The organism is Pseudomonas sp. UYIF39 (genome assembly GCF_029963765.1).
Taxonomy (GTDB): Bacteria; Pseudomonadota; Gammaproteobacteria; order Pseudomonadales; family Pseudomonadaceae; genus Aquipseudomonas.
The window spans coordinates 1-12,784 of sequence record NZ_JALBYU010000034.1 but is presented as its reverse complement, the minus strand read 5'-3'; the positions used below and the strand labels follow the sequence as shown (position 1 = coordinate 12,784).

The following is a 12,784-nucleotide window of genomic DNA, read 5'->3' as shown; positions in this document are numbered from 1 at the left end:
ATTGCGTTCCTCTTAAACGCCATTCGCGCCAGGCAAGACTCCCATTGGGCCAAGCCCTAACTAAAACAGGATTACTCATGTCCTTTGCTTCCCTCGGTCTCTCCGAGGCTTTAGTCCGCGCCATCGAGGCAGCGGGCTATACCGAGCCTACTCCGGTGCAACAGCGGGCCATTCCCGCCGTGTTGCAAGGTCGCGACCTGATGGTCGCGGCTCAGACAGGTACTGGTAAAACCGGCGGCTTCGCCCTTCCGATTCTGGAGCGGTTGTTCCCCAATGGTCACCCGGACAAATCCCAGCGTCACGGCCCGCGCCAACCACGCGTACTGGTCCTGACCCCTACCCGCGAACTCGCGGCTCAAGTACACGAGAGCTTCAAGGTCTATGCCCGCGACCTGAAGTTCGTCAGCGCCTGCATCTTCGGCGGCGTCGGCATGAACCCACAGGTTCAGGCCATGTCACGCGGTGTTGACGTGCTGGTGGCCTGCCCTGGCCGCCTGCTCGACCTCGCCGGCCAAGGCAGCGTCGATTTGTCCCACGTGGAAATCCTCGTCCTGGACGAAGCCGACCGCATGCTCGACATGGGCTTCGTCCATGACGTGAAAAAGGTCCTGGCTCGTCTGCCGAGCAAACGCCAGAACCTGCTGTTCTCGGCGACTTTCTCCAAAGACATCACCGACCTTGCCGGCAAGCTACTGCACAACCCGGAACGCATCGAAGTCACGCCGCCGAACACCACGGTCGAGCGTATCGAACAGCGCGTATTCCGTCTGCCAGCCAACCACAAGCGTTCGCTGCTGGCGCACTTGATCACCGCAGGTGCCTGGGAACAGGTGCTGGTGTTCACCCGCACCAAGCACGGCGCCAACCGTCTGGCCGAGTACTTGGACAAACACGGCCTGAGCGCCGTTGCGATCCACGGTAACAAGAGCCAGAACGCTCGCACCAAAGCCCTGGCCGACTTCAAGGCCGGCGAAGTGCGCATCCTGGTCGCCACCGACATCGCCGCTCGCGGCCTCGATATCGACCAACTGCCACACGTGGTCAACTTCGAACTGCCAAACGTCGACGAAGACTACGTTCACCGTATCGGCCGTACCGGCCGTGCCGGTCGTTCGGGCGAAGCGATCTCGCTGGTCGCTCCGGATGAAGAAAAGCTGCTGAAAAGCATCGAACGCATGACCAAGCAGAAAATTGCCGATGGCAACCTGATGGGCTTCGATTCCAGCGCTGTAGAAGCCGAGAAACCAGAAGTCCGCGAGCGTCCGGATGTGCGTAACCCGCGCAACCCACGTGGCCCGCGCGGCGACGGTCCGAACGGCACTGGCGGTGGCGGCGGTCGTAAAGACAAAGGCAAGGACAAGGGCGGCAAGGAAAAACCTGCAGCCACTGGCCGTGGCGATCGCCCGGCCCGTGAACACAAGCCACGCGAAGGCACTCCGGCTCGCGAGCAACAGCGTCCGGCACCACGCGCTGCTGCTGCAGACCGTGCTCCGGACGAGTTCCTGGATGACGATATCGATAACTTCGGTAACCGAGTCGACTACGTTCCTCAAGCCAAACCGGCTCAGGGCCGTGGCCGCCGTCCGGGTGCTCCGGCACAAGGCGCCGCATCTGGCGCAGGTGCAGGTGCTCCGCGCACTGGCGGCGGCAAGCCTCAGGGTCGTCAAAGCGGTCCACGCAGCAGCGATGGCGCCACCACCGGCACCCCGCCGGCCAAGCGCAGTGGCCCACGCAACGGTGCTCCACGTGACGGCCAGGCCCGTCGCGAAGAGTCCCGCAACCGTCGCCCGGCTCGCACCGACGACCAGCCGCGTTCGGAACCGGCCGTGCAAAACCCACGTGGCCCGGCACCGAAGATCATTCACAAAGAGTCGAAAACCGATCGTTTCCCGACTCCTGAGCAACTTGATCAACTGCCAGGCCGTCCGCGCGGCGAGAAACCAGCGTTGCTGACCCGCAATCGCTGATTTAACGCAGCCATAAAAAATGCCCCTGATCGCGAGATCAGGGGCATTTTTTTATGCGCTGCGAATGTTACTTCGCTTTGACACCTTCAAACGTCACGTACAACTCGACCGCGTCGGACTGTGGACCGAGGTCTTTTTGCTTGCCGAAATCGGAACGCTTCAGGTTGGTAGTGCCTTCAAAGCCTGCACGGTAGCCGCCCCACGGATCCTTGCCTTCACCCAGGAAAGTGGCCTTGACCACGATTGGCTTGGTCACGCCAGCAATGGTCAGGTCGCCGGTCACATCCGCAGTGTCTTTGCCAGCGGCGTTTTTGCCGGTGGATTTGACGCTGGTGGAAACAAACGTCGCTTTAGCGAATTTGCTCGCGTTCAGGAAATCACCGCTGGCGATGTGCTTGTCGCGCTCGGCGTTGTTGGTGAACACGCTGGCGGTGTTCACGTTGAACTCGATCTTGCTGTCTTCTGGCTTGGCAGCGTCGAAGCTGAATTTGCCGTCGATATCCTTGAAGGTACCGGTGATGAAACTGTAGCCCAGGTGGCTGATCTTGAAGTCAACGAAGGCGTGCTGGCCTTCTTTGTCGACAACGTAGTCAGCCGCCATCACATTGGCGGACAGCAGAGCAGAACCGATTGCCAGAGCGGCGAGAGTCTTTTTCAACATGCTTTCTATTCCTTTGGAGTCGAGGTTGAGCTTCAAGCTTTGCGGCCCAGCATTCGCGTCAGGGTCGCATCACGATCGATAAAGTGGTGCTTCAGTGCTGCCAACGCATGGAGGCCGGAAAAAATGACCAGCACCCACGCCAGATACAGATGAACTACACCGGCGGTATCTGCCTGGTCCGGTAGACCGGAAACCAATGCAGGAACTTCAAACAGGCCAAACACCGAAATCCCGACACCGTCTGCGGTGGAAATCAGGTAACCGGCAATCATCACAGCGAACAAAGCGACATACAGGAACGAATGGCCGAACTTGGCGCCAAGGCGCGTCATGCGGCTGTAGCTTTCCAGCTCCGGCGGCGGTGGGCTGATAAAGCGCCACAGCACCCGTAGAACCATGACGGCCAACAGCACCAGACCAATGCTCTTGTGCAGCTCCGGCGCATCTTTACGCCAGGTGCTGTAGTAGTCGAGACCGACCATCCACAAGCCCAACGCAAACAGACCGAAGACCACCAGCGCCACGCCCCAATGCATAAAGATGCTGACCCAACCGTAGCGCGAAGAAGAATTACGTAGCTGCATTGCCCAAATCCTGTGAGAACTGCGACCAAGACTATCGAGTTATCTATCGATTTAAAGCGGAAAATTTCGCTTTGAAATATCGAGAAATACGATCAAGAGTCTGAAATCCATGAGTTAAGGAAAGATTAAAGACCAATGTGTAAGAAAAAATGAAGTCCAACTAAAGAACACCTGCTCCTCAAGATTTATTCGATTCTTGATATTGGTTCTCTTCGGGCATAAAAAAACGCGACATTTCTGCCGCGTTTTTTTGTCCCAAAGCTTACTGCGCTTTGGTATCCGTCGCCGGAGTCGCAGCGGGCTTGGCCGCTGGCTTCTTGGCCGGTTCAGCTTTCTTCGCCGGCGCTTTTGCCGGAGCCTTTTTGGCCTCGGTTTTGGCAGCAGGCTTTTTGGCCGGAGCTTTTTTGGCCGGTTCGGCTTTCACCGGTGCCGCTGGTTTCGGCGCTTCCACCGGAGCTGGCGCTGGCGCTGGGGCCGGCACTGGCGTTGGAACCGGTGCAGGAGCTACCGGAGCCACTGGCTCTGGCGCTTTGGCCGGTACCGGTTTGTCGTCAGAACCACTGAACAGATTGGTGAAGAAGTTACCTTTCTTCGCCGCCACCGCGCCGGCCGCCGCAACGGTCGCTGCCGGAACAACCTTCGCCGGCTCAAACGACTTGCCGGCCGCCAGGTCTTCTACCTGACTGGCTGCCCGCTGACCGGTGCGCAATGCACCTTCCAGCGTGCCCGGGTACAAGGTGTCGGTGTGTTCGCCGGCAAAGGCTACACGCTGAATCGGACGTTCCCACAGGCGCCAGTACTTGCTGATCTGGCCAGGGCCGAATGCCAGGTAAGCGCCGCCCATTGATGGGTCAGTGCTGTAGCGGCGGATTTCGTAACCGGTGAACGAACCGCGCGCCTGTGGATAAAAGGCATGCAGACGGATCAGTACCTGATCGACCATCTGCTTGTCGCCGAACGCCTGCATCACGCGCGCGTTGTCGCCGGACAGGTTGATCACCACGTTGGCGCCGCCCTTCAGCGCCGGTTCAACCCACAACATGCCCAGACCGGCGTTGCTGTAGATCTCGCCGGTCATCCGCGCCTTGCTTTCCCACACGGGTGTCTTGAACTTCAGCATGATCTGGTCGCGCCAACCGTAGTTGGTGCCTTTGATCGCGCCCATGTGCTGGGCATCCAGCGCAGGAGTCATCTGGATCTTGCTCAGTGCGCGCAGTGGCACGGCCACGACGACGTAGTCAGCTTGGTAGCCAACGCTGCCGACTTTGACGGTCACGCCGTCCTTGTCCTGGGTGATCGCCGAGACTGGGGAGCTGGTCTTGATGGTTTTCAGTTGTTTGACGAAAGCCTGTGCCAGCACCGGGCTACCGCCGAGCAGGCGCGAAGCACGCAGGTCACGGTCGGCAACGCCAAGGTAAACGCGGCTTTGCTGTGCGAAGTACAGCAGCGACAGACGCGACGGTTCGTCATAACGGGTACGAATCTGCTGATTCACCAACTGACGTGCCGTGGCCGGCAGATTCAGACGGTCGAGCCAATTGGCCACGTTGATCTGATCCAGGGCGAACAGTGTGCTGTTGGCCGCCGGGTTCTGCGGGTCTTCGATCGAGCGCGCCAGATCGTCCAGGGTCTTTTCGTAGCGCTTGAGCGCGTCGCTGGTGGCCGGCTGCTTGGTGGCCAGATCGGCGGCAGTGAAATACTCACCGTCAATCAGGTAGCCCGGGGTCCGCACGAACTCTGGGGCCGGCGTGGTGCTCAGCTTGAAGGTCGATACGTACTTGTTCAGAACCGGCTGGGTCTTGTCGTTGCCGATCCACTCACTGGTGGCCATGCCGGAGCGACCGCCCATGCTCGGTTTGGCTTCCAGCAGGGTCACCTGCCAGCCCTTGTTTTGCAGCTCGTAAGCCGCGGTGAGGCCAGACAGCCCTCCGCCGATCACGATCGCCGTTTTATCCTTGGCCAGCGCAGACACGCTGAACAGCCCCAACATCACCAGCGCACAGGCGCGCAGCCAACCAGCAGACATTCAGCGAACTCCGGAAATACACGTAGGAAATAGCGGTTTTACGAGTCAGACGACTCAAAGAACCGCGAAGAATACGTCAGCCATCAAAAGGCCGCCAGCGACGTCTATCCACCTATACAAAGTAGCTCAATCGACACAATGGGTTGTCCCCACGCCACGCATTGCATAGGCTTGCGCGATTGTTTGCCCGCGCATGTCGCGAGCCGCCTCGAGGAGACTGAAAATGGGCCTGAATAATCAGTGGATGCAACGCGATCTCGCGGTGTTGTGGCATCCCTGCACCCAGATGAAAGACCACGAACAGCTGCCGCTGATCCCGATCAAGCGCGGTGAAGGCGTCTGGCTGGAAGACTTCGAAGGCAAACGCTACCTCGACGCCGTCAGCTCCTGGTGGGTCAACGTGTTTGGTCACGCCAACCCGCGGATCAACCAGCGCATCAAAGATCAGGTCGATCAACTGGAACACGTGATCCTCGCTGGTTTCAGTCATCAGCCGGTCATCGAGTTGTCCGAGCGCCTGGTGAAGATGACGCCGGAAGGTCTGACCCGGTGCTTCTACGCCGATAACGGTTCGTCCTGCATCGAAGTCGCGCTGAAAATGAGCTTTCACTATTGGCTCAACCGCGGCCAGCCGAACAAGAAGCGCTTCGTCACCCTGACCAACAGCTACCACGGCGAGACCATGGCGGCGATGTCGGTGGGCGACGTGCCGCTGTTCACCGAAACCTACAAGGCCCTGCTGCTGGACACCATCAAGGTGCCGAGCCCCGATTGCTACCTGCGCCCGGAAGGCATGAGCTGGGAAGAACATTCGCGCAACATGTTCGCCGCCATGGAACAAACCCTGGCCGAGAATCACGACACCGTCGCGGCAGTCATCGTCGAGCCGCTGATCCAGGGCGCCGGCGGCATGCGCATGTACCACCCGGTTTATCTGAAGCTGCTGCGCGAAGCCTGTGACCGCTATGGCGTGCACCTGATCCACGACGAAATCGCCGTCGGCTTCGGCCGCACAGGGACGATGTTCGCCTGCGAACAGGCCGGCATCCGCCCGGACTTCCTCTGCCTGTCCAAGGCACTGACTGGCGGTTATCTGCCGTTGGCGGCCTGTGTGACGACCGAAGATGTCTACAGCGCGTTCTACGACGACTACCCGACCCTGCGCGCCTTCCTGCATTCCCACAGCTACACCGGCAATCCCCTGGCGTGTGCGGCAGCCTTGGCGACTTTGGATATCTTCGAAGAAGACAACGTCATCGAGAACAACAAGGCCCTGTCTCAGCGCATGGCCAGCGCCACTGCGCACCTGGCCGATCACCCGAACGTGTCGGAAGTGCGTCAGACCGGCATGGTGCTGGCCATCGAGATGGTCAAGGACAAGGCCACCAAGGAAGCTTATCCGTGGCAGGAACGTCGCGGCTTGAAGGTGTTCCAGCATGCGTTGGAGCGTGGTGCTTTACTTCGACCGTTGGGCAGCGTGGTGTACTTCCTGCCGCCGTACGTGATCACGCCTGAACAGATCGACTTTCTGGCCGACGTGGCCAGCGAAGGCATCGACATCGCGACTCGTGACAGCGTCAGTGTTTCGGTGCCGAAAGACTTTCACCCGGGCTTCCGCGATCCGGGCTAAAGCTTGTGGCGAGGGGATTTATCCCCTCGCCACAGATAAATCCCCTCGCCACAAAGAGTCAGCAGCCACAAAAGCAACTCCGATCCAATTTTTAGAGACCCAGCATGAGACTGTCCCGCTTCTTTATCGACGCCCCCTTGAGCACTGGCGAACACGAGTTGCCTGAGGCCCAGGCCCACTACATCAGCCGCGTGCTGCGCATGGCCGAGGGTGATGCGCTGCAACTGTTCGACGGTTCGGGCCATGAGTTTCGCGCCACGCTGGTGGAGGTCGGCAAGAAGCGCGTCGTCGTGCAGATCGATGAAAGCTTCGCCGGGCAAGTCGAGTCGCCATTGTCGATCCATCTCGGCCAGGGCTTGTCCCGTGGCGAGAGGATGGATTGGGCGATTCAGAAAGCCACCGAACTGGGCGTCACTGAAATCACCCCGATCTTCAGCGATCGCTGTGAAGTCCGGCTGAAGGATGAGCGCGCCGACAAACGCCTGATGCACTGGCGCCAGGTGGCGATCAGCGCGTGCGAGCAATGCGGGCGTTCACGGGTGCCGGTGATTCATCCGCCGCTGCTGTTGGCGGATTGGTTGAAACAGACCCAGGCAGAATTGAAGTTGGTGCTGCATCCGGTGGCCGAGCCGTTGGTGAGCCATGCCAAACCTGGGACGTTAGCGTTTCTGATCGGCCCGGAAGGCGGGTTGTCCGATGCTGAGGTTGATCAGGCCAAGAGTACCGGGTTCCATGCTGCTCGCCTTGGGCCTCGGGTGTTGCGGACAGAGACCGCGCCGGTGGTTGCGCTTGCGGTTGCCCAACAGTTGTGGGGGGACTTCTAGGGCCCCATCGCGAGCAAGCTCGCTCCCACAGGGGTATGCATTCCAAAGTGGGAGCGTGCAAGGATCAAGAGGCGATTACTGCACCGGATCACTCACCGGTTTGGCGATGATCGCCTTCAGCTCGCTGGTCATCGGGAATTCCAGGTTCAGGCCTTTGGGTGGAATCGGTTGCTGGAACCAGCGCTGATAGATGCCGTTGATCTCGCCCGAGCTATACAGATCGGCGAGGGTCGAGTTCACCAACTCGAGAAACTGCGGGTCGCCCTTGCGCACCATGCAGCTGTAGATTTCCCGCGATTGCTCCTCGCCCACCACCACCCAATTATGCGGATCGCGGGCCTTGGCGCGTTCGCCGTAAAGCAGCGCGTCATCCATATAGAACGCCGCCGCCCGACCTGACTGCAGCATCTGGAAGGCCTCCCCGTGGTCCTTGGCGCTGATCACGAACATATCGATCTTGTTATCGACGTTGTAGCTCTTCAGAAACCGTTCATTGGTAGTGCCCGCGGTGGTCACGACGTTCTTGCCCCGCAAGTCGGCGAAGCTTTTGATGCCGCTGCCCTTCGCCGTGAGCAACTGACCCTTCACGTAGATGAACCCGTAGGAAAACGCCACTTGCTGCATGCGCTCGGCGGTCACGCCGGTGGAGCCGCATTCAAGGTCGACCGTGCCGTTCTGCACCAGCGGAATGCGCGTTTGCGAGGTCACCAGGTTGTACTTCACCTGCAGATCCGGCAGCTCAAGTTTTTGCTTGATGCGCTCGACAATCTTGCTCGCCAGGTCCACCGAATAGCCCATCGGCTGCCCCGTGTGATCACCCACGTAGGAGAACGGCACCGACGCGTCGCGATAGCCCAGCGTGATGATTTTGCCATTGGCGACCTTGTTCAGCGTGCCAGTCAGCGGCGCTTCGTTGGCCTGGACCTGGCTGGCGAGCAGCAGGCCGAGGGTGCAGCCGATCAACGTGATTTTTTGCATTGTTATTCTCCGTTGTGGGTAGAGCGATTAGCGTCGGGGGGCGAGGCCCTGCATTTCGATTGAAGGTGCGCGTCGGGCGATCAATTCGCTGAGTAACCGGGCGCTGCCACAGGCCAGGGTGAAACCCAGGGCGCCATGGCCGAGGTTGAGCCAGAGATTGCGGTACGCCGTGGCCCCAATCAACGGCACGCCGCTGGGGGTGGCCGGGCGCATGCCGGCCCATTCGATGGCGGCGGCGTAATCCCCAGCATTCGGTAAGGTTTCCTGCGCCTGGCGCTTGATCAGCGCCAGACGTTTGGGGTCGAGCGCCGTGTCGAAGCCGACGATGTCGACCATCGCTGCCACACGCAGTTGGTCACCGAGGCGGGCGTAAACGATCTTGCGGTTGTAATCGGTGATGCTCAGCTCCGGCGCGCGGTGTTCGGCGCGGATCGGCAAGGTCAGGCTGTAGCCCTTGAGCGGATACAGCGGCAGGTTCATGCCCGGTAATGCCAGTGCCGGACTGCGATGTCCGGCAGCAATCACTAGTTGCTCGACCGGCAGCACTTGCGAACCCATTTCTACGGCCTGCACCGCGCCGTTCGCGTGGCGAATGCCGGTGACCTTGCGCCCGAGCAAAAACTCGCAACGCCCCGACGCCTGGAGCCGAGCCAGCAGTTGCTGGCAGAACGCATGGCAATCGGCGACTTCTTCGTCGGGGGTATAAATCGCGCCCACAAACGGCGCCTCGGCGAGTGCAGGCTCCAGTTGGGCGCATTCGGCCCGCGACAGCACGTGCTGCTGTCGCGGATCAGCCAGTCCATGACGAGCGTGTTCGAAACTCGCGGCTTCACGAAACGTCACCAGTTTGCCGTTGCGCCGCCAGTCGAAACCGTCGAGGCGGTCTTCTTCGCGCCAGCCTTGCAGCGTGGCCTGGCTCAGCAGCGCCAGACGTAGCAGGTGCGCGCCGTTGCGCTGATTCACCGAACGACGGCAAGCCGCCAGGAAGGACGCCATCCAGCGCCACTGCGCCGGGTCCAGGCGCGGGCGCAGCTTCAACGGCGAGTCACCGCGCAGCATCCAGCCAAGCGCCTGCAACGGTACGCCGGCATCGGCCAGTGGCGCGACGTAACGGTAGGACAACTGGCCGCCGTTGGCGAAACTGGTCTCGCTGCCCAGCGAGTCCCGGGCCTCGATCAGCGTCACGTCGATGCCGTCGCGAACCAGTGCGTATGCCGTCGTCAGCCCGATGACGCCACCACCGATGATGCACACTCGCTGAGCCATGTCTGTCCTTAACCGTTGTCGAAACAGGCTTCAGGTTAGGACCAGGTGACAGACCTTGAACAATGCATAAAGATGCCTGACCCATAAACAAAGGTTATGGACTTGCCATGCGACTGCGACACATCGAGATTTTCCAGGCCATTCGCCAGACCGGTTCGGTCAGTGGTGCCGCGCAGTTGCTGCACGTGTCGCAACCGGCGGTGAGCAAGGTGCTGCAACACGCCGAGCAGCAACTGGGCTTTCCGTTATTCCTGCGGGTGCGCGGTAAATTGCAGGCCACGCCTGAAGCGCTGGAGCTTGAGCGCGAAGTCGACAAGGTCACCGAAAGCCTGCAAGGCGTGCGACGTCTGGCCCAGAGCCTGCGGCGCGAACCGGGTCACAGCGTACGGATCGGCGCGATCCCGGCGCTGGCCCTGTCGCTGCTGCCGCCGGCCATCAACGAATGGACGCAACGCTACCCGGACATTGTCTGCGAACTGTCCAGTGCCCACAGTCGTGAGCTGATGCAGAATTTGTTAATGCGCGAAGTGGATGTCGCGCTGACCTTGCAACCGCCGGATCACCCGGGCCTGAAGGCGCAGGTGTTGGCCTGCGGGGTTTTGGTGGCGCTGGCGCCGTCGGGCTACTGGACCGACGACGTCTTGGGCCAACCGTTGCCGTTGAGCGAACTGGCCGGCGCGCCGCTGATCGGTCTGTCCAGCGCCGACCCGCTGGCAGCCAGGCTCGACAGCTACCTTGAGGCGGTCGATCCGCCGCCACGAGTTCGCATCGCCGTGCAGACCTATTCGCTGGCACGGGCGATGGTGGAATCCGGTGCCGGGCTGGCGGTGATCGATCCGTTTACCGCGCTTGGCGCGCACCCCACCGCCACGGCGATTCGACCGCTGGCGCCAGCGTTACCCATCACCTTGTATGCGGTCACCCGCGCCGACGAACCGCCGCCCCACACCCTGAGCGACTTGTTGCAGGTATTCAGCCGACGGGCGCAGGCACAACTGGATCGCTTGATCCCTTAGAGGCCTCAAAGGACATAAAATAGGATCGCCACGAAGTGCAGCAAACTCCCGGCGATCACGAACAGGTGCCAGATCCCGTGGGCATGGCGCAGTCGATGATCGAGGGCAAAAAAGACAATGCCCACGGTGTACAACACGCCGCCCGACGCCAGCCAGGCGAAGCCTGTACTGCCCAACGCCGCCAGTAACGGCTTGACCGCCACCAGCACGATCCAGCCCATCACCGCGTAGATCACGATCGACAGAATCCGCGCCTCCGAACGCGGTTTGATCTCTTGCAGGATGCCGATCAGCGCCAATCCCCAGACAATCCCGAACAGCGTCCAGCCCCACGGGCCGCGTAACGTCACGAGACAAAATGGTGTGTAGCTGCCGGCAATCAGCAGGTAGATCGAAAAGTGATCGACCTTCTGCATGATCGCCTTCTTGCGCCCACGCACGCTGTGGTAAACGGTCGATGCGCTGTAAAGCACCAACAAGGTGAACCCGTAAATCGCCACGCTGACGATCTTCCATGGACTGCCGTCCATACCGGCGATCACCAACATCCACACCACCCCGACCACCGCTGCCACTGCCCCGACCAGATGCGTCCAGGCGTTCAATCTTTCCCCGTGATACATGTGTTGCTCACCTCAACATTCGTTGCAACATCGCGCAAACTGTAGGCGCTGTCGAGTGAAACGAGGCTGCGATCTTTTGATCTTGAAAAAGCCATGACCGCCGACGCCGTGGTCCGCTTGGCCGAAGATATTTTGATCTTGAAAAATCGCAGCCTCGTTTCACTCGACAGCTGCTACAAAAGATCGCATGCGTGCACAATCGAGCCATTCGAATAAGAGTCTGCACCATGCTGATCGATGAAGAGTTGACCCTGAAAAAACTCGAGGTGTTCCTGGCCTTCATGCGCACCGGCAACCTGGCCCGGGCCGCCGCCGAATTGCAGACCAGCAATGTCAGCGTGCACCGGGCGATCCATTCCCTGGAAAGCGCCCTGCGCTGCCCGCTGTTCAAGCACGAAGGACGCAATCTCACGCCCCTGGAAAGCGCTTACGTGCTGGAAGAACGGGCGCAGAAGCTGATTCAGGACGTGGTCGAAACCGTGCGCCTGACCCGCGAAGCGGCCGGGTTCTCCGCCGAGCGCTTCAAGCTCGGCTCGCTGTATTCGCTGACGGTGAAGACGGTGCCGCAGCTGATCATGGGCCTGAAGATCCGCCGCAGCGAACTCAACATCGACCTGATCCTCGGCTCGAACTTCGACCTGCTGTACAAGCTCAAGAACATGGAAGTCGACGCGATCCTGGTGTCGCTGGACGAGAGCGTCAACGACCCGGATTGCGCGCAAATCCACCTGTTTTCCGACGACATCTTTCTCGCCACACCAGCGGATTCAAAGTTTGCCCAGCGGACCGAAGTTGATCTCGCCGAAGTGCGCGACGAGACGTTCATTACGCTGACCCAAGGTTTCGCCACGCACCAGGACGGTAATCGGGTGTTCAAGCAGGCGGGGTTCGAACCGAAGGTGGCGATGCAGGTCAACGACATCTTCACCCTGCTGAGCATGGTCAGTTCGGGCGTGGGTTATGCGTTGCTGCCGGGACGGATTGCGGCGGTGTATGAGAACCGGGTGAAGCTGATTCCGTTGCAGGAAAAATATCGGTTGCAGCAGCACATTGGGGTGGTGTTTTTGAAGGCCAAAGAGCGGGATCCGAATTTGTTGGCGCTTTTGGCGGAGTGTCGGATGTATGCGAACCGGCAAGTCTGAAACCGTGTCGCGCCCATCGCGAGCAAGCTCGCTCCCACATTGGAATGCGTTCCCCTGTGGGAGCGAG

General features: G+C 60.4%; 11 protein-coding genes. 5 read left to right on the top strand and 6 right to left on the bottom strand.

Annotation, left to right across the window (positions count from 1 at the left end; translation table 11 throughout):
• Positions 1–77 precede the first annotated feature (77 nt).
• On the top strand, positions 78–1,967 hold the full coding sequence (locus MO767_RS28355) for a DEAD/DEAH box helicase (RefSeq protein ID WP_282483211.1): 1,890 nt from the start codon (positions 78–80) through the stop codon (positions 1,965–1,967).
• Positions 1,968–2,034: 67 nt separating this feature from the next.
• Here the strand turns inward: MO767_RS28355 and MO767_RS28350 are convergent, their stop codons facing one another.
• The 3 genes from MO767_RS28350 to MO767_RS28340 form a co-directional block, all read right to left on the bottom strand.
• A complete protein-coding gene (locus tag MO767_RS28350; protein ID WP_282483210.1) occupies positions 2,035–2,628 on the bottom strand; it encodes a YceI family protein in 594 nt (197 codons plus the stop codon).
• A gap of 32 nt (positions 2,629–2,660) precedes the next feature.
• Positions 2,661–3,212: a cytochrome b gene (locus tag MO767_RS28345; protein WP_282483209.1), complete on the bottom strand. Its 552-nt coding sequence runs from the start codon at positions 3,210–3,212 to the stop codon at positions 2,661–2,663.
• 262 nt (positions 3,213–3,474) lie between these two features.
• The gene (locus MO767_RS28340; protein ID WP_282483208.1) at positions 3,475–5,238 is read right to left on the bottom strand and encodes a flavin monoamine oxidase family protein; all 1,764 of its coding nucleotides are present in this window, start codon (positions 5,236–5,238) and stop codon (positions 3,475–3,477) included.
• Positions 5,239–5,461: 223 nt separating this feature from the next.
• Here MO767_RS28340 and MO767_RS28335 point away from each other — a divergent pair, with 223 nt between their 5' ends.
• Together MO767_RS28335 and MO767_RS28330 are read left to right on the top strand one after the other, a co-directional pair.
• Positions 5,462–6,868 carry an adenosylmethionine--8-amino-7-oxononanoate transaminase gene (locus MO767_RS28335; RefSeq protein WP_282483207.1) on the top strand — a complete coding sequence of 469 codons (1,407 nt, stop codon included), beginning with the start codon at positions 5,462–5,464 and terminating at the stop codon, positions 6,866–6,868.
• A gap of 104 nt (positions 6,869–6,972) precedes the next feature.
• The gene (locus tag MO767_RS28330; protein ID WP_282483206.1) at positions 6,973–7,692 is read left to right on the top strand and encodes a 16S rRNA (uracil(1498)-N(3))-methyltransferase; all 720 of its coding nucleotides are present in this window, start codon (positions 6,973–6,975) and stop codon (positions 7,690–7,692) included.
• Positions 7,693–7,767: 75 nt separating this feature from the next.
• Here MO767_RS28330 and MO767_RS28325 read toward each other — a convergent pair whose 3' ends face one another.
• The gene (locus tag MO767_RS28325) at positions 7,768–8,670 is read right to left on the bottom strand and encodes a transporter substrate-binding domain-containing protein (protein WP_282483205.1); all 903 of its coding nucleotides are present in this window, start codon (positions 8,668–8,670) and stop codon (positions 7,768–7,770) included.
• Between the two features lie 27 nt (positions 8,671–8,697).
• Entirely contained in the window at positions 8,698–9,936 is a 1,239-nt protein-coding gene (locus tag MO767_RS28320; RefSeq protein WP_282483204.1) for a D-amino acid dehydrogenase, read from the bottom strand.
• Positions 9,937–10,043: 107 nt separating this feature from the next.
• Between MO767_RS28320 and MO767_RS28315 the strand changes: the two genes are divergently transcribed.
• A complete protein-coding gene (locus MO767_RS28315) occupies positions 10,044–10,952 on the top strand; it encodes a LysR substrate-binding domain-containing protein (protein WP_282483203.1) in 909 nt (302 codons plus the stop codon).
• A 5-nt stretch (positions 10,953–10,957) separates the two neighbouring features.
• Here MO767_RS28315 and MO767_RS28310 read toward each other — a convergent pair whose 3' ends face one another.
• On the bottom strand, positions 10,958–11,575 hold the full coding sequence (locus MO767_RS28310; protein ID WP_282483202.1) for a hemolysin III family protein: 618 nt from the start codon (positions 11,573–11,575) through the stop codon (positions 10,958–10,960).
• A 227-nt stretch (positions 11,576–11,802) separates the two neighbouring features.
• Between MO767_RS28310 and MO767_RS28305 the strand changes: the two genes are divergently transcribed.
• Entirely contained in the window at positions 11,803–12,717 is a 915-nt protein-coding gene (locus MO767_RS28305; protein WP_282483201.1) for a LysR substrate-binding domain-containing protein, read from the top strand.
• Positions 12,718–12,784: the final 67 nt, after the last annotated feature.

Coding starts and splice junctions, on each gene's coding strand:
- MO767_RS28305 (WP_282483201.1), top strand. CDS start 11,803: ATGCTGATCGATGAAGAGTTGACCCTGAAAAAACTCGAGGTGTTCCTG.
- MO767_RS28310 (WP_282483202.1), bottom strand. CDS start 11,575: ATGTATCACGGGGAAAGATTGAACGCCTGGACGCATCTGGTCGGGGCA.
- MO767_RS28335 (WP_282483207.1), top strand. CDS start 5,462: ATGGGCCTGAATAATCAGTGGATGCAACGCGATCTCGCGGTGTTGTGG.
- MO767_RS28340 (WP_282483208.1), bottom strand. CDS start 5,238: ATGTCTGCTGGTTGGCTGCGCGCCTGTGCGCTGGTGATGTTGGGGCTG.
- MO767_RS28345 (WP_282483209.1), bottom strand. CDS start 3,212: ATGCAGCTACGTAATTCTTCTTCGCGCTACGGTTGGGTCAGCATCTTT.
- MO767_RS28325 (WP_282483205.1), bottom strand. CDS start 8,670: ATGCAAAAAATCACGTTGATCGGCTGCACCCTCGGCCTGCTGCTCGCC.
- MO767_RS28330 (WP_282483206.1), top strand. CDS start 6,973: ATGAGACTGTCCCGCTTCTTTATCGACGCCCCCTTGAGCACTGGCGAA.
- MO767_RS28355 (WP_282483211.1), top strand. CDS start 78: ATGTCCTTTGCTTCCCTCGGTCTCTCCGAGGCTTTAGTCCGCGCCATC.
- MO767_RS28320 (WP_282483204.1), bottom strand. CDS start 9,936: ATGGCTCAGCGAGTGTGCATCATCGGTGGTGGCGTCATCGGGCTGACG.
- MO767_RS28350 (WP_282483210.1), bottom strand. CDS start 2,628: ATGTTGAAAAAGACTCTCGCCGCTCTGGCAATCGGTTCTGCTCTGCTG.
- MO767_RS28315 (WP_282483203.1), top strand. CDS start 10,044: ATGCGACTGCGACACATCGAGATTTTCCAGGCCATTCGCCAGACCGGT.